This window comes from Janthinobacterium sp. GW456P (genome assembly GCF_002127655.1).
GTDB lineage: Bacteria > Pseudomonadota > Gammaproteobacteria > Burkholderiales > Burkholderiaceae_D > Janthinobacterium.
The window spans coordinates 22,926-39,035 of record NZ_NEHB01000012.1 but is presented as its reverse complement, the minus strand read 5'-3'; the positions used below and the strand labels follow the sequence as shown (position 1 = coordinate 39,035).

Genomic DNA, 16,110 nt, shown 5'->3' with positions numbered 1-16,110 from the left:
TGGCGCAAGCTAGTTTCATTTCAACAACATGCAAGCCTTGCAGCCATGCGACTCCATGAATTGAAAGATAATGCAATGACCTAGAGCAAGAATCAAAGAATGGATACCATGGCATGAAATTGTATGAAAAGCTCGTTGCTGACATCGAGCAACTGGTAAGCCAAGGGGTGCTCTTGCCCGGCGAACGGATTCCCTCCGTGCGCCAGACCAGCCAGCAGCACAAGCTGAGCATCACCACGGTGCTGCGCGCCTACGTCAAGCTGGAAAGCATGGGCGTGATCGAAAGCCGGCCCCAGTCCGGCTACTTCGTGCGGCCCCGCGCCGACGGCGATGCCCAGCCGGCCGACCTGTGCATGCAAGCCTCCCAGCCGAGTACCGTGCCGGCCGAAGTGCACGTCAGCCGCCTGGTGCTGTCGACCCTGCGCTCGATCGGCTTGCACGATGCCATCCCGCTGGGCTCGCCCTACCCCGATCCCGCGCTGTTTCCATGGGAACGCATCAACCAGTACGCGAGCGCCGTGGCGCGCCGCAACCGCGACTGGAGCGTGACGGACGACCTGCCGCCGGGCAACCCGCAACTGATACGCGAAATCGCCCGCCGCTACCTGGAAAACGGCCTGGCCGTCGATCCCGACGAAATCATCGTCACCGTGGGCGCCACGGAAGCCATCAACCTGTGCCTGCAAGCGGTGGCCAGGCCGGGCGACACCATCGCCGTCGAGTCGCCCACCTTCTATGCCATGCTGCTGGCCGTCGAACGGCTGGGCATGAAGGTGGTGGAGGTGTCCACCGATCCGTATGACGGCATCAGCATCGAAGCGCTGGCCGACATCATGGCCCGGCAACCGATCGCCGCCGTCATGGTGATGCCGAACTTCCAGAATCCGCTGGGCTTCCAGATCTCGGACCAGCGCAAGCGGGCCCTGGTCCAGCTGCTGGAGCAGCACGACGTGCCCGCCATCGAAAACGGCGTCTACAACGAGCTGTATTACGGCGACGCCCACCCGTCCTCGCTCAAATCGTTCGACCGCAAGGGCCTGGTGCTGCACTGTTCCTCGTTTTCCAAGAGCCTCAGCGCGGCGCAGCGCGTGGGCTGGGCCCTGGCCGGACGCTACCGGGGCAAGGTGGAAGAACTTAAATTCCTCAACACGCTCACCACGTCGTCGTTCCCGCAGCTGGCCATCGCCGAATACCTGCAAAACGACGGCTACGAACAGCATCTGCGCCGCACCCGCAAGGCCTATGCCCAACAGGCGCGCATCATGGCCGCCACCGTGCTGCGCTTCTTTCCTGCTGGCACCAAAGTCTCGCAACCGCAGGGCGGCTACGTGCTGTGGGTGGAACTACCCGGCAACGTGGACTCGATGCAGCTGTACCGGCGCGCGCTCGAATGCAGGATCACGGTGGGTCCGGGGCGCATGTTTTCCGTCAGCCAGGCTTACCAGCATTGCATCCGCCTCAATTACAGCTATCCGTGGAGCGTGGAGGTGGAACAGGCGATCATCCTGCTGGGCAAACTCATCACCGAATTTTTGTAAATCATTCACCCGCCCACCAGCGACATGCGCACGCTGGGATACTGCTTGCGCCCGCCGACCTGGGCCAGCGCGCCGCGCACTTCCGAGTAGCGGTCGCCACGGCGTTGCCAGTGCCGGCGCAGCACGGTTTCCAGGCCTTGCTCGGAATTAAGCAGGGGCCGCAGATCGAGGCCGTCCTGGGCGAACAGACAAGTAAACAGCTTGCCGTCTGACGACACGCGCACGCGGCTGCAGTCGCCGCAGAACGGCTGCGACACGCTGGAAATGAAACCCACTTCGCCGCCGCCATCGAGATAACGGTAGCGGCTGGCCGTCTCGTGCAGGATAGGCTTGCCTTCGCCCAGCGATACGAGGGGAAATTCTGCCGCGATCAGCGCGCGCGCTTCATCCGACGGGACGACGTGCGTGCGCGACCAGGCGCCGATGCCGCCCACGTCCATGAATTCGATCAGGCGCAGGATCACGCCCGTGTGGCGGAAATGGCGCGCCAGCGGCACGATCTGGCTGTCGTTGACGCCTTTCTGCACGACCATGTTGACCTTCACGGGATGCAAGCCCACGGCTTGCGCCACCTCTATGCCGTGCAGCACTTTCTCGACAGGAAAGTCGACGCCGTTCATGCGCTGGAAAATACCGTTTTCCAGACTGTCGAGACTGACGGTGACCCGCTCCAGGCCCGCCCCCTTCAGCGAGCGCGCCTTGGCCGCCAGCAAGCTGCCATTCGTCGTCAGCGCGATGCGCACGGCGCGCCCTTCCGGCGTGGCGAGCCGCGCCAGGCGCTCGATCAGCTGTTCCAGGTTCTTGCGCAGCAGCGGCTCGCCGCCTGTGATGCGGATTTTATCGACGCCCAGGCGCACGAAGGCGCGCGCCATCGTTTCGATCTGCTCGAAAGACAGGCGCTCGCTCGATGGCAGAAACGGGTAGTCGCCGGGGTACAGCTCGGACGGCATGCAATACGTGCAGCGGAAGTTGCACTGGTCGATGACGGAAATACGCAAGTCCGTCAGGGGACGGCCCAGCAGGTCCATGCAGGGCGCGATATGGTCTGGCTGCCGCAGTGCCGGCTGCGGATACAGGATGGTATTCATTGTGCTTCCCCCTTGATGTGCATTCGTCAGTGTCCAGCATAGGGCGAAAGGGGACAGGCCAAGAGGTACAGTCCGGCGCCAGCCGATAGAGTACAGATTCGGCGTTACCCTGCTGGCGGCGGCGCGAACACGCTGGCGCACAGCTCGGCACCCGCAGCGCTAAGCAGCGCACTGCCGCCGCCGCTCTCCGCCGTCGTCACGCTCACCAGTTTCGCGCTGGACAGCGCATTGAGCTGGCGCAGCAAGGTGCTCATCTGTACCCCTGCCCGCTTGGCCAGCTTGGCCAGCGACCACGGCTTATCGGGCGCTTCCTGGCGCGCTTGCCACAGCAGCGCCAGCAGCGCTATCAGTGCCGCGTCGACGCCGTCTTCCTTGTCTTCCGTATGCATGTTTTTCTCCTTGCCCACATCATAAATCAGGGCCGGCGCCGGCGCGACCGGCATCGTCATCGTGCCATCTGTACTCTGTTTTTTTGTCCGGAACTGTGCGCCTACAGGGCGGTCCGCCGCCCCTACCATGTGATTGTCCCATCGCATATCACCAGGAGAGTCATCATGAGCAAGCCAAAGTCCGACGCGCGCATCGCGCCCTACACCCATGCCGCGGCCGGCTGGGGTGCCCTCAAGTACGTGGCCATCAATCTGTTCAAGGAAAAAGTCAGCGCGGGCAATTACCGCTCGCTGTTCGAGCAAAACCAGCCCGACGGCTTCGACTGTCCCGGCTGCGCCTGGCCCGACCGCGAACACGCGTCGACGTTCGAATTCTGCGAAAACGGCGTCAAGGCCGTGGCGGCCGAATCGACGAGCAAGCGCGTGCGCCCCGAGTTTTTCCAGGAGCGCACGGTCACGGCATTGATGGAACAGTCAGACTATGATCTGGAGCAACATGGCCGCCTGACGGACCCCATGGTGTACGACGCGGCCAGCGACAAATACCAGGCGATAGCCTGGGACGATGCGTTCGCCCTCGTGGCGCGGCACCTGCATGCGCTCGACGACCCGGACCAGGCCGCCTTCTACACGTCCGGCCGCGCCAGCAACGAGGCGGCCTTTTTGTACCAGCTGTTCGTGCGCGCCTACGGCACCAACAACTTCCCCGACTGTTCCAACCTGTGCCACGAAGCGACGAGCCGCGGCTTGCCGGAAACGGTCGGCATCGGCAAGGGCACGGTGCTGCTCGACGACTTCGAGCATGCGGATACCCTGCTGCTGTTCGGCCAGAACCCGGCCACCAACCACCCGCGCATGCTGGGCGAATTGCGCGAAGCGTCGCGCCGTGGCGCCACCATCGTCTCCATCAACCCCCTGCATGAACGGGGCCTGGAGCGCTTCACCAGCCCCCAGCATCCGCTGGAAATGCTGACGGGCGGCAGCACGAACATTTGCTCGCTGTTCATCTGCCCCACCCTGGGCGGCGATTTCGCGCTGATCAAGGCCATGGCCAAGCGCGTCGTCGAACTCGATGACGAGGCCGTCGCCCACGGCCAGGAGCGCGTGCTCGACTGCGCTTTCATCGCCGAACACACGAGCGGCTTCGACGCCTTCGCGGCCGACCTGCGCGCGGAAAGCTGGGACTTGCTGCTGGCCGAATCGGGCGTGGCGCGCGACAAGATCGAGGAACTCACGCAGATTTACGTCAAAGGCAAGGCCGTCATCGCCACCTGGGGCATGGGTGTGACGCAGCACAAGAATTCGCTGGCCACCGTGCAAATCCTGTCGAACTTGATGATGATGCGAGGCAATATCGGCAAGCGCGGCGCGGGCCTGTGCCCCGTGCGTGGCCACTCGAACGTGCAGGGCGACCGCACCATGGGCATCGAGGAACAGCCGACCAAGGAATTCCTCGACCGCCTGGGCCTGGTGTTCAACTTCGAGCCGCCGCGCCATCACGGCTACGACGCCGTCGGCACCATCGCCGCCATGCTGGAGAAAAAAGTGAAAGTGTTTGTCGCCCTGGGTGGCAATTTCTCGATGGCCACGCCGGACACGCCGCGCACCTGGGAGGCGCTCCGCTCGTGCGACCTGACGGTCCACATCGCCACCAAGCTCAACCGCAGCCATCTGGTGCACGGCAAGGATGCGCTGATCCTGCCGACTTTGGGCCGCACGGAAATCGACGTGCAGCAAGGCGTGGCGCAAGGTGTCACGGTCGAGGACTCCATGAGCATGGTGCACATCTCGTTCGGCATGAACCAGCCCGCCTCGCCCAATCTGCGCTCGGAAATCGCCATCGTGGCCGGCATGGCGCAAACGACCCTAGGCAGCGACAAGATCGACTGGCTGCGCTATGCCGGCAGCTATGCGCTGCTGCGCGACGCCATCGAGCAAGTCTTCGACGACTTCTTCGACTACAACTTGCGCGTGGCCAAGCCGGGTGGCTTCCACCTGGAAATCGCTTCGCGCGAACGCGTGTGGGAGACGGACAGCGGCAAGGCGCAATTCCTCGTCAACGCCGTCGAGCGCGACACGCCCATCCATCGTGCGCGCCAGCAATATGGCGAGCGCCTGATGGTGCTGATGACCACGCGTTCGCACGACCAGTACAACACGACGATCTACGCCATGGACGACCGCTACCGCGGCGTGTTCGGCCAGCGCCGCGTCGTCTTCATCAACAAGGACGACCTGGCCATGCTGGGTTTTGCGGCCGGCGACTGGGTCGACCTGATCGGCGTGTGGCATGACGGCATAGCACGCCGCGCCGACCGCTTCCTGCTGGTCGAGTACGACATTCCGCGCGGCTGCATCGGCGCCTACTACCCGGAAACCAATCCGCTGGTGCCGCTCGACAGCGTGGGCCACGGTTCGCGCACGCCGACCTTCAAATCCATCCCCGTGCTGCTGGCGCCGTCGGCCGCCATCGCGCAGTAAGGAGCACGCCATGTTCGGTTTCGATACCCTGGACCTGTCGCGCGCGCAATTTGCGATGACGGCCATCTTCCACATCCTGTGGCCCATATTGACGATCAGCCTGTCGCTGTTCCTGTTCGTTGTCGAGGCGCTGTGGCTGCGCACGAGCGACCCCGTCTACTACCGCCACGCGCGCTTCTGGAGCAAGCTGCTGGTGCTGAATTTTGCCGTCGGCGTCGTCAGCGGGATTCCCCTGGAATTCCAGTTCGGCACCAACTGGGCGCCGTTCTCGCACCATTCGGGCCAGTTCATCGGCAACATCCTCGGTTTCGAGGGTGCCATGGCCTTCATGCTGGAAGCGGGCTTCATCGGCGTCATGATGTTCGGCTGGGGCCGCGTACCGAAGAGTGTGCACCTGTTTGCCACCGGCATGGTGGCGCTCGGTTCCAGCATTTCCTCGTTCTGGATCATGGTCGCCAATTCCTGGATGCAGACGCCGGCCGGCGTGCGCGTGGTCGACGGCAAGATCATCGTCACCGATTACGTGGCCGCCATCTTCAATCCCGACATGGCCTGGGCCGTGGGCCATATGTGGGTGGCCGCCGTGGAAACGGGCTTGATCGTCATCGCCGGCATTTCCGCCTGGTATATGTTCAAGCGCCGCGAACCGGCCTTCTTCGCCCGCTCCTTCAAGCTGGCCTTGACGCTGCTGCTGGTGATCGCACCGCTGCAGGTGTGGCTCGGCGATTCGAGCGGCGTCGACGTCTTCAAGACCCAGCCCGCCAAGGGCGCGGCCATCGAAGGCCACTGGCACACGAACCGCGATGGCGAGGGTGCGGCCTGGTCCCTGCTGGCCTGGCCCAACCAGGCGGAGCAAAAGAACGACTGGTCGCTGGAAGTGCCGGGCATGCTCAGCGTGATCGCCACGCATAGCGCCACGGGCAAGATCACGGGCCTGGCCGACATCGCCCGCGCAGACCAGCCGCCCATGCTGCCGCTGCTGTACTACGCCTTCCGTGCCATGGCCGGCATCGGCATGTGGTTCGTGCTGCTGGCGTTCTGGACCTTCGTGGCCTGGCGCAAGATGGGAGGACGGGTGCAGGAATTCGTGCGCCAACGCAAGCTGCTGCTGGCCTGGGTGCTGACGATACCGCTGCCGTATATCGCCGTCGAGTGCGGCTGGATCGTGCGCGAAGTGGGACGCCAGCCGTGGGTCGTGTATGGCTTGCTGCGCACGCGCGACGCCGTCTCCGACGTGGCGGCCCATGCCGTGGCCGGCAGCATGCTGATGTTCCTCGTGTTTTACATCGTGCTGTTCCTCACCTTCTTCGTGTTCGCCAGGAAATGGCTGCAACAGGGCCCGGACCTGGCGCTGCCCCTGCCCGATGCCGCCCATGCCGTGGGGTATTGAAATGCGCCCCCATCAATCAAGGAGTATGAGGAGTATGAAATGGATATGAATTCGCATGCCATGCTGGGCAACGCCTGGTTCGGCCTGATCGGCCTGATGCTGGTGTTTTACGTGGTCACGGACGGCTTCGACCTGGGCGTGGGCATCCTCAGCCTGTTCACGCGCCGCGAGCAGGAACGCAATCTGATCTTTCAATCGATCGCCCACGTGTGGGACGCCAATGAAACCTGGCTGGTGGTGGTGGGCGGCGCCCTGTTCGGCGCTTTTCCCAGCGCCTACGCCACCTTGCTGGAAGGGCTGTACCTTCCCATCATGCTGCTGATCGCCAGCCTGATCATGCGCGGCGCCTCGATCGAGTTCCGCCATGCGGCCGGCAACAAGCGCCTGTGGGACCTGATCTTCGGCGTGGGCAGCCTCTTGGCCGCCGTGGCGCAGGGCGTGGTACTGGGCGAGGTCATCACGGGCTTGCAGCCGGGCTGGCTGAGCGGAACTTTCACGGCCTGCACGGCGCTGGGCGTGGTGGCCGGCTATTGCCTGCTGGGCAGCACTTACCTGATCAAGAAGACGGGCGGCCAGCTGGAAGCGGCGGCGCGCCGCTATGCGACGGCCAGCGTGCTGGCGACGGTCGCCGCCGCCATCGTGCTGTCGGCCGGCACCATGGTCTTCAGCGCCATCGGCCACGCCCGCTGGGCGCAGCCGGGCGTGTTCGGCGTGCTGCTGGCCCTGGCCGCCGTCGCCGCCAGCGCGTTTATTTACATCCTGTGGGCCGTGCACGTAAACGGCGTGCGCGGCCCGTTCCGCGGCGCCATCGTGCTGTTCCTGGCCTCGTTCGCGGGTCTGGCCATCAGCTTCTTCCCCGACCTCGTGCCGGGCAAGCTGAGCATCGCGGCGGCCGCGTCCGATGAGCCGACGTTGATCTTCATGCTGATCGGCATGGGCTCCATGCTGCCGATCATGATCGGCTACAACCTGTTCCAGTACTACGTCTTCAAGGGCAAAGTCGTGCCCTGCAAGCATTAAGCGACATTCAATATGATCATTCGGCCTACCACCAACTGGTTCCGCATGCTGTTCGTCTGGGACGGCTCGGTACTGCAAGCCATCATTCCGCAATTGCTGCTGATGCTGGTCGTCAGTTCGCTGGCCCTGCTGACGGACGGCCGCATCTTCGGCGTCAAGATTCCGCTCGATACAGCGCCGTTTCCCATGGTCGGCATCAGCCTGGCGATCTTTCTCGGCTTTCGCAACAACGCCAGCTATGCCCGCTTCGTCGAGGCGCGGCATATCTGGGGGCAATTGCTGATCGCCGCGCGGGCCGTGGCTTCGCAGGCGCTCACGTATCTGCCGCAGGAAACGAGCGGCCTGGACCGCGAGTTGCTGCTGCGCCGCCTGATCGCCTTCGTCTACGCGCTCAAGCACCAGCTGCGCCAGACGGACCCGCAAGAAGACCTGGCGCGCTACCTGCCGGCCGGCGACATGCAGCGCTTGCAGGGCGTCAACTTCAAGCCCGTCGCCGTGCTGCACGCGGTGCGCGCCATGCTGTACGAGGCCGTGCAGCGCCAGCCGGGCCAGATGCAGTTGCTGTGGATGCTAGACACGCAGCTCAACGACCTGGCCGCCACCGTGGCCGGCTGCGAGCGCATCAAGAACACGCCGATCCCGTATCCGTACGGCGTGCTGGTGCACCGCACCGTCTATATGTACTGTTTTTTACTGCCGCTGGGCCTGGTGGACGCCATCGGCGTGGCCACGCCACTCATTTCCGTCTTCGTCGCCTACACCCTGTTCGCGCTGGAAGCCATCGCGCAGCAGATCGCCGAACCGTTCGGCCCGGCCCCCAACTGCCTGGCCCTGAACGCCATGACGCGCGAAACGGAACGCTCGCTGCTGGAATTGAACGGCGAGCCGCTGCCGCCCTCGATCCGGCCCTGCCCGCGCTATCAGATCGATTAACCGGAGGAAAAATCATGGAATGCGATATCGACATCACCACCATCGAACGCAACGGTTACCTGGAAGTTCCCATGGTGCGCCATCAGGGGGGCGCGGCCACGGCAGGCCGCGACATGGTGGCCGAGGAGTACCCGGTGGCCCTCGTCTACAACGGCATCGCCCACGCCGTAATGATGGCCACGCCGCGCGACCTCGAGGAATTCGCCGTCGGTTTCACCTTGACCGAAGGCATCGTCGGCAGCGTGCGCGACATCTACGACCTCGATGTATGCTGCGGCGAGGACAGCGCGGAAGTGCGGCTGACCATCGCCCAGCCCGATTTGATCAGGCTCAAGGCCCGCCGCCGCGCGCTGACCGGGCGCACCGGTTGCGGCGTGTGCGGCATCGAAAGCCTGGCCCTGCTGGACCTGGTGCCGGACAAGATCACGCGTTCGCTGCCGCCGCTGGTGGCCAGCAGCGCCATCCTCGGACGCGCCGCGCGCGAACTGCTGCCGTATCAGGAGTTGATGCACAAGACGGGCGGCGTGCATGCGGCCGCCTGGTGCACGGCCGAGGGCGCCATTGTAAAAGTGTTCGAGGATGTGGGCCGGCACAACGGCCTCGATAAACTGATCGGCTACCTGGCGCTGCACCGCATCGCCATGCATGACGGCTTCGTCTTCCTCTCGAGCCGCGCCAGCTATGAGCTGGTGCGCAAGTCGGCGCGCATGCATATCGGGCTCGTCGCCACCATCTCGGCGCCCACGGCGCTGGCGATCCGCATCGCGCGCCAGGCCGGCATGCAGCTGGCCAGCTTTTGCCGCCGCGACGGATTTGTCAACTACACGGCCGGCGACGCGCCGCCGGCAGATTGAAGCCGGCGGCGCTGGCAAGCGGGCCAGGCTTGCCGCATAATGCGCCCATGTTCAAACTGACTTTTCTCGGCACGTCTTCCGGCGTGCCCACGCGCCACCGCAACGTCACGTCGCTGGCCCTGCAAACCACGCACAACCGCGACTGGTGGATGATCGATTGCGGCGAAGCCACGCAGCACCGGCTGCAGCGCCTGCCCTTGTCCGTACACGACCTGGTGGGCATCTGCATCACCCACGTGCATGGCGACCACAGCTACGGGCTGCCGGGCCTGCTGGCCAGCGCCTCGATGACGGGGCGCAAAAAGCCCTTGCTGCTGATCGCCCCGTCCGCCATCAAGGCGTGGATCGACGCCACCCTGCTGCACACGGAGCTGTTCCTCACCTATCCGCTGATCCACATCGACGTGGACAGCGCGCCAGTGGTCTACGAGGAAGCGGGCTTGACCGTTTCGCGCCACGCGCTGTCGCACCGCGCACCGAGCGTCGCTTATCGTTTTGCGCTGGAAACGAGCAGATGGAAGCTGGACAAAGCGGCCTTGCAGGCTGCCGGCGCGCCGCCCGGCCCGGCCTGGGGCCTCTTGCAGGCGGGCCAGGATGCGGTCCTGGACGATGGCACTGTTTTGACCGCCGCCGCTTTCCGCCAGACGGAAACGCAACGCGCCACGGTGGTGATCGGCGGCGACAACGACACGCCGTCGTTGCTGGCGGGCGCCTGTGCCGGCGCGCAACTGCTCGTGCATGAAGCCACCTACACGGAAGCCATGCTGCAGAAAGTGGGCCCTGGCCCCACGCACAGCTCGGTGCAGCGCGTGGCGCAGTTCGCCGAAGCGGTGCGCTTGCCGAACCTGATCCTCACCCACTTCAGCGCCCGCTACCACAATGCGGACGGCATGGCCGAACTGGAAGCGGAGGCGCGGCTGCACTACGCGGGTGAACTATTCCTGGCGCGCGATTTCGACAGCTATGAACTCGATGCGGCTGGCGTGCTGACCAAGGTGCCGGCGAAATCGTCGTTCAGTGGGGATTGACGCCGTATTGCTCCGCATACTCGGCCGCCAGCGCGCGCGCCGCCTGCTGCTGTGACGGCGTGAGGATCTCCAGCAACTGGTCGCGGTTCTTGATCGATTGCGCGCTGCCCGCCTCGGCCGGCATGGCGATCCATGCGTACGCCTGCACGTAGTCGAGCTCCACGCCCTGCCCTTGCGCGTACAGCAAGCCGTATTCGTTCTGCGCCGACAGGGAACCGGCTTCGGCCGCCTGCTTGTACCAGAATGCCGCCTCGGCGTAGTCTTGCGGTACATCAATACCCTTGCGGTAGGCCTGCGCCAGGTTGAATTGCGACTGACCATCGCCCGCCTCGGCCGCCTGGCGCCCATAGACCAGCGATTGCGCCACGTCTTGCGCGACGCCGTCGCCGCTCGCATACATCAGGGCCAGATTGGCCAGCGATGGCGGGAAACCCGCCTGCGCGGCCGCCGTGAACAATTCCACCGCCTTCGGCAAATTTTGCTCGACGCCATGCCCCTGGTAATACAGGCTGGCCAATAAATGCTGGCCGGCGGGATCGCCGGTGCGCGCGGCGGCGTCGAATTGCCTGAATGCCTCGGCGTAATTGCCGTCGTTATAGGCGAGGATGCCCGCTTCATTCAACGATTCGGGAGAGGATGTCATGAGATTTCCTTGTTCGGGGATTTTCCCGGATTGTACACAGCACTGTTCCGCGGCGAATGCACGATAGGAAATGGTGTGGCGCATTGCCGGAGGCATGCAGTATGATCATTCTCCGCCTGCTGCAAGCGGGGCATTGTGCCCCGATGCCCGCCGAAGAATATCGCCATGAAACTGATTGCCCTGCTTTTATCCCTGATTTCCGCTTCGGCGTATGGCGGCACGCTGCATCTGGACAAGGCCGCGACAGGCAAAGTGCGGCAAGCGGCCGATATCCGTTATGCGAATCGCGATGAAACACAGACCTATCAGTTAAAAATCGGCAAGCAGTGGGTCAAGGGCCGTTGCAGCAGCAGCGGCACGGGCAAGTTGCACGCGCTGCTGGCCGACATGAATTTCGACGGCCATGCCGACCTGTGGGTCACCGGCTATACGGATAGCCAGGGGCGCGTGCGCTGTTCCGATGTGTGGCTGTGGGATGCGCAGGCAAAACAATACAGTTTCAACCAGCCCCTCTCCGCGATTCCAAATCTCGATATCGACATCGCCGAGCAAAGCATCGAAGGCGGCATCGCCAATTGCGGCTGCGCGGCGCAATGCTTTTATGAAGACAGCTATAAATGGCAGGCTAACAAGTTAATCACCATCGCCCGGCGCGCACAGGATTGCGAGCGCTACCGGGAATACCGCCTCGATAATAAAAACGCCTTGGTCATCGTCAAGGATGAAAAAATCGATAGCGCCGATCCCGCCCAGCAAGCCACCGAAAATACCAAAGTCGTTGACTGGCAGCGCCACGCGCACATCATGCGCAAATCCTGGGAGTAAATCCTTCACTACCATCGAACAATTCACGCACACATGACGACACATCCAGCATCGATTACTTTCCATGCCGCCAGGGCGGAAGATACGCCGGCCTTTATCGCATTGCGCGGCAAGACGCGGCAAAACGCCACCGCCAAAGAACGCCTGGCGGAACTGGGCATCACGGCCGATTCCTGGGCGGACATGATGCGCTCGGGCAGCCTGCCTGGCCAGGTCTGCCATCACGATGGCCAATTGGTCGGCTATTGCTTCGGCGAGCGCGACACGGGCGAAATCATCGTCCTGGCCCTGCTGCCGGCATTCGAAGGCTTGGGGATCGGCAAGACCTTGCTGGAACTGGTGATGACGGAACTGCGCGCGCAGGGCCATCAGCGGCTGTTCCTCGGCTGCTCCAGCGATCCCGCCTCGCGCTCCTACGGCTTTTACCGCTACCTGGGCTGGACGGCGACGGGCGAGACGGACAAGTATGGCGACGACGTGCTGGAATTCGTGCTCAAATGACAACAAGGGACGCCGTCGCAGCGCCTTCGTCGTCCCCTGTCATGCGCAGCTCCATCGTATTTCCCTCCGCCACTCGTGCTATCGAGCATGACGATTTTGCGTATTGGCGACGGCCACGCCACTGTTATCAAAAAAAATTCTGTTGACAATTTCCTCCATGCATGAATTGCCAACAAGGCAATCGCCTTAAGCATGGGATTCCCATCTGGAGCGGCATGCTCTCTCATGCCCACCGCCTCGTTGCCTCACTCTGCGCGCATTTCCTTCCGATCATCATCTTCCGAAAACACGAAAATTTCAGAAGCATCAACTTGTAAAGAAAATCTTTACTGTTGTAAATAAGAGCAACAGTGATAGATAAAATTGACATTTCCTATATGGAAATGTTTTTATGTGTCTTCTAGGTAAAATGAATATCACATTTTACAAAAAAATGACTGCAATTGAACGGTCAAACTAGATCGAGTTGGCAGGCGCGTGCCTATCGCAAGGTGCTTGTTTCAACAGTTTTTCACATAAAACGGGTCCTGAGAATGACTCGTGAGGAGAAGTGAATTGACTAAGAAGTTTGTTTTGAAGCGCAGCGTCGTCGCTGTCGCATTGACATTGTCCTCATCCCATATGGCGTTTGCCCAGGAAGCACCGGCAGAACCGGCATTGCAAAAAGTCCTGGTGACCGGTTCGAATATCAAGCGCACTGAAAAAGAAGGCTCCTCGCCTATCCAGACCTTGAATGCCAAACAGATTGCCGCTACCGGCGCCAATACTGTGGCCGAACTGTTACACTCGATTCCTGCCTTCGGCTCGGGCTCGTCGGTGGACGTTACCGATGGCGGCTTCGCCCGCGGTGCGGCAACCGCCTCCATGCGTGGCCTGGGTTCGTCTTCCACGCTGATTTTGCTCAACGGCCGCCGTATCACCGCATCCGCCTATGCCGACCCGAACCAGGGAAAATCGGCCGTGTATGACTTGAACAGCATTCCCGTCTCGGCCATCGAACGCGTTGAAGTATTCAAGGATGGCGCATCGGCCGTGTACGGTTCCGACGCCATCGCCGGCGTCGTCAACTTCATTACGAAAACCAAGTACACTGGCGCCGAAATGAGCGCCAGCATCAGCGCCAACGACGACGGAGAATTTGCCCGCAAGAGCGCCAGCGGTATCTTCGGCTTTGGCAAGGACCGCTTCAATGCCTTCGTCAGCTTTGACGTAGCCAAGCGCGACAGCACCATCATCAAGAACGAAAATGACGTCGAGAAAGGCATGTATGCCGACATCAACGGCCGCCTGAACCCTTTCTCCAGCAGCCTGACCACGTCGCCTTTCTTCTACGCTGAAACGAAGCCAGGCACGAAGAACTTCGCCACCACCTACGCCCAGCGCGCGCAAATCATCAACCGCCTGGACTGCCCGGCGTCGCAGCAAATCACCGGCAACATGGCGGCGCATAACATGCTGGCAACCGACCCGCTGGTAGGCCGCACCTTCTGCAACTTCAACATCGACGATTACGCCGAAGTGCAAAGTGCAGGCAAGGATGCCAATGTGCTGTCGCGCGCCACGTTCGAGATCAATGAGGACATCACCGCCTTTGCCGAAGCAGGCTACAGCCGTTCGGAGCGCACCTATCTGCGCGTACCGACGGCCTTCCGCAGTACGGCTTCGACTACCGTGTATCAACTCAACGGCGCACCGCAGCAGTTCCAGATGATCTTGCCGGTAGGTCATCCTGACAATCCGTTTCCGACGCAGCGCGCCGCTGTCGGCTACCGCGTCAGCGCCCCGGGCGGCGCCTCCAATCTGAACGAAACCTATCGCTTGCTCGCTGGCGTGCGCGGTACGGCTGGTGCGTGGGATTGGGAAACGGCCGTACTGTGGAACCGAGCCGAACGCACCGAAAACTGGAACGGTATGCTGTATCGTCCAACCCTCGAAAAAGTCATGACGCAAAACTGGACTCTGGCGCAGGTCAATGCAGACCCTAGCGTCACGCGTGACCTGGAAAACCGCGGCTTTGCCCAGGTAACGCAAGTCGACGCCAAGGCGAGTACCGCATTTGGCCAGTTGGCCGGCGGCCAGGTCGGCGTGGCGTTCGGCGCCGAATTCCGTCAAGAAAAAATCGGCCTGACGCCAGACATGGCGACGCAGCGCGGCGATATCATCGGCCTGGCCAACTCGTCGGCTGATGGCCGCCGCAATGTCAGCTCGACATTCATCGAAGTACGCACGCCGTTTGCAAAATACTTTGAAATGGACTTTGCCGGCCGCTACGATAAATACCCTAACCTGAAGGGCAACTTCGTGCCAAAAGTCGGCGCCAAGTGGACCATCAGCGACCGCGTAGCCGTCCGCAGCACCTATGCCGAAGGTTTCCGCGCACCAGCGCTGACCCAGGTCTCGCCTGGTGGCGTGCAATCGTTCAGCAACGTGGTTGACCCGCTGCGTTGCCCGGACGGCGTTCACCCTGCCTCCGGCGCCGATACGAGCGATTGCAAGAAAGGTATTTCCAGCCTATCCGCGGCCACGCCAGATCTGCGTCCTGAGACATCGAAGAGCTACTCGCTGGGCCTGATTCTGGCGCCGACCAAGGAAATCGACGTGCTGGTCGATTACTACCGCATCAAGAAAGTGGATGAAACCGCTTTGTTCAGCGCGCAGTACATGGTGGATCGTCAAGAACGCTATCCTGGCAGCGTGATACGCGATAACAATCCGGCCAATCTGGTGACCGATGCCAATGGCAACGTGGTGCCTAATTCGGGTCCGATTTCCCAGGTCAACCGTTCGTATGTGAACCAGGGCAGCACCGAAGTGCAGGGCATCGATTTCGAAGTGGCGTACCGCAAATCGCTGGGCGATCTGGGCCGTCTGACCGCCAACCTGAACTGGAGCTATCTGATGAGCTTCAAGCGCGCCGAACGTCCTGGCGAAGTGGCAACCGATACCTCCGGTGCGAACGGCGGCCTGTCCGACTATGCCACCTCGGTCGGCGACAATCCCAAGAACCGCGGCAACCTGTCGGTCAACTGGACCCGTGGCGACCACTCGCTGACGACGTCGGTAGATTTCGTCGGTCCCGTATCATTGCTGCGCCGTAGCGACAACAATGTGGTCTACGAGAAACCATACTGCCAGTACGGCGTAGGTCAGCCGAAGTCGGCATATGGGCTCGGTGGTTTGCCGAAGTACAGCAACTACATCAGCAGCTGCGACGTGAAGAGCTGGACGACGACCAATATGGCGTACTCCTACACGGGCTTCAAGGATCTGACCCTGTCGTTCAATATCAAGAACCTGTTTGATATCAAGGCGCCATACGATCCACGTTACCCAGTGGAAGGCTTCAATCCGCAGTTGCACAATGGTCAAGGCCGCTACTTCCGCATCAGCGCCAACTACCACTTCATGTAATCCTCTGCT

At 62.3% G+C, this 16,110-nt stretch carries 13 protein-coding genes; 10 read left to right on the top strand and 3 right to left on the bottom strand.

Going from position 1 to position 16,110, the window contains the following annotated elements:
• Positions 1–113: 113 nt before the first annotated feature.
• Positions 114–1,538, top strand: a complete 1,425-nt coding sequence (locus CBW66_RS12960) for a PLP-dependent aminotransferase family protein (protein WP_086138553.1) — start codon at positions 114–116, stop codon at positions 1,536–1,538.
• Positions 1,539–1,543: 5 nt separating this feature from the next.
• Here CBW66_RS12960 and moaA read toward each other — a convergent pair whose 3' ends face one another.
• Positions 1,544–2,566: a GTP 3',8-cyclase MoaA gene (gene moaA, locus CBW66_RS12955; protein WP_216354560.1), complete on the bottom strand. Its 1,023-nt coding sequence runs from the start codon at positions 2,564–2,566 to the stop codon at positions 1,544–1,546.
• A 164-nt stretch (positions 2,567–2,730) separates the two neighbouring features.
• Positions 2,731–3,075 carry a helix-turn-helix domain-containing protein gene (locus tag CBW66_RS12950; RefSeq protein WP_329957614.1) on the bottom strand — a complete coding sequence of 115 codons (345 nt, stop codon included), beginning with the start codon at positions 3,073–3,075 and terminating at the stop codon, positions 2,731–2,733.
• Positions 3,076–3,180: 105 nt separating this feature from the next.
• Between CBW66_RS12950 and CBW66_RS12945 the strand changes: the two genes are divergently transcribed.
• The 6 genes from CBW66_RS12945 to CBW66_RS12920 are packed head-to-tail and all read left to right on the top strand — an operon-like array spanning position 3,181 to position 10,721.
• Positions 3,181–5,496 carry an FdhF/YdeP family oxidoreductase gene (locus CBW66_RS12945; protein WP_086138551.1) on the top strand — a complete coding sequence of 772 codons (2,316 nt, stop codon included), beginning with the start codon at positions 3,181–3,183 and terminating at the stop codon, positions 5,494–5,496.
• Positions 5,497–5,506: 10 nt separating this feature from the next.
• Positions 5,507–6,886, top strand: a complete 1,380-nt coding sequence (locus CBW66_RS12940; protein ID WP_086138550.1) for a cytochrome ubiquinol oxidase subunit I — start codon at positions 5,507–5,509, stop codon at positions 6,884–6,886.
• Positions 6,887–6,925: 39 nt separating this feature from the next.
• Positions 6,926–7,906, top strand: a complete 981-nt coding sequence (locus CBW66_RS12935; protein ID WP_170932880.1) for a cytochrome d ubiquinol oxidase subunit II — start codon at positions 6,926–6,928, stop codon at positions 7,904–7,906.
• Positions 7,907–7,918: 12 nt separating this feature from the next.
• Positions 7,919–8,839, top strand: a complete 921-nt coding sequence (locus CBW66_RS12930) for a bestrophin family protein (RefSeq protein ID WP_086138548.1) — start codon at positions 7,919–7,921, stop codon at positions 8,837–8,839.
• A gap of 14 nt (positions 8,840–8,853) precedes the next feature.
• Positions 8,854–9,693, top strand: coding sequence for a formate dehydrogenase accessory sulfurtransferase FdhD (gene fdhD, locus CBW66_RS12925; RefSeq protein WP_086138547.1), 840 nt, complete (start codon positions 8,854–8,856; stop codon positions 9,691–9,693).
• A gap of 47 nt (positions 9,694–9,740) precedes the next feature.
• Positions 9,741–10,721: a ribonuclease Z gene (locus tag CBW66_RS12920; RefSeq protein WP_086138546.1), complete on the top strand. Its 981-nt coding sequence runs from the start codon at positions 9,741–9,743 to the stop codon at positions 10,719–10,721.
• Here CBW66_RS12920 and CBW66_RS12915 read toward each other — a convergent pair.
• Positions 10,708–11,364, bottom strand: a complete 657-nt coding sequence (locus CBW66_RS12915; RefSeq protein WP_170932879.1) for a tetratricopeptide repeat protein — start codon at positions 11,362–11,364, stop codon at positions 10,708–10,710. The genes CBW66_RS12920 and CBW66_RS12915 overlap by 14 nt on opposite strands.
• A 165-nt stretch (positions 11,365–11,529) precedes the next feature.
• Between CBW66_RS12915 and CBW66_RS12910 the strand changes: the two genes are divergently transcribed.
• From CBW66_RS12910 to CBW66_RS12900, 3 genes are all read left to right on the top strand, one after another.
• Positions 11,530–12,189 carry a hypothetical protein gene (locus CBW66_RS12910; protein ID WP_086138544.1) on the top strand — a complete coding sequence of 220 codons (660 nt, stop codon included), beginning with the start codon at positions 11,530–11,532 and terminating at the stop codon, positions 12,187–12,189.
• A 33-nt stretch (positions 12,190–12,222) separates the two neighbouring features.
• Entirely contained in the window at positions 12,223–12,690 is a 468-nt protein-coding gene (locus tag CBW66_RS12905) for a GNAT family N-acetyltransferase (RefSeq protein ID WP_086138543.1), read from the top strand.
• A gap of 606 nt (positions 12,691–13,296) precedes the next feature.
• Positions 13,297–16,101 (top strand): TonB-dependent siderophore receptor, encoded by a 2,805-nt coding sequence (locus tag CBW66_RS12900; protein ID WP_139841666.1) that lies wholly within the window; start codon positions 13,297–13,299, stop codon positions 16,099–16,101.
• The last annotated feature ends 9 nt before the right edge of the window (positions 16,102–16,110 follow it).

Bases quoted from the DNA above. Each gene is read 5' to 3' on its own strand.
- CBW66_RS12960 (WP_086138553.1), top strand. From the start codon at position 114: ATGAAATTGTATGAAAAGCTCGTTGCTGACATCGAGCAACTGGTAAGC.
- moaA (WP_216354560.1), bottom strand. From the start codon at position 2,566: ATGGACCTGCTGGGCCGTCCCCTGACGGACTTGCGTATTTCCGTCATC.
- CBW66_RS12950 (WP_329957614.1), bottom strand. From the start codon at position 3,075: ATGACGATGCCGGTCGCGCCGGCGCCGGCCCTGATTTATGATGTGGGC.
- CBW66_RS12945 (WP_086138551.1), top strand. From the start codon at position 3,181: ATGAGCAAGCCAAAGTCCGACGCGCGCATCGCGCCCTACACCCATGCC.
- CBW66_RS12940 (WP_086138550.1), top strand. From the start codon at position 5,507: ATGTTCGGTTTCGATACCCTGGACCTGTCGCGCGCGCAATTTGCGATG.
- CBW66_RS12935 (WP_170932880.1), top strand. From the start codon at position 6,926: ATGGATATGAATTCGCATGCCATGCTGGGCAACGCCTGGTTCGGCCTG.
- CBW66_RS12930 (WP_086138548.1), top strand. From the start codon at position 7,919: ATGATCATTCGGCCTACCACCAACTGGTTCCGCATGCTGTTCGTCTGG.
- fdhD (WP_086138547.1), top strand. From the start codon at position 8,854: ATGGAATGCGATATCGACATCACCACCATCGAACGCAACGGTTACCTG.
- CBW66_RS12920 (WP_086138546.1), top strand. From the start codon at position 9,741: ATGTTCAAACTGACTTTTCTCGGCACGTCTTCCGGCGTGCCCACGCGC.
- CBW66_RS12915 (WP_170932879.1), bottom strand. From the start codon at position 11,364: ATGACATCCTCTCCCGAATCGTTGAATGAAGCGGGCATCCTCGCCTAT.
- CBW66_RS12910 (WP_086138544.1), top strand. From the start codon at position 11,530: ATGAAACTGATTGCCCTGCTTTTATCCCTGATTTCCGCTTCGGCGTAT.
- CBW66_RS12905 (WP_086138543.1), top strand. From the start codon at position 12,223: ATGACGACACATCCAGCATCGATTACTTTCCATGCCGCCAGGGCGGAA.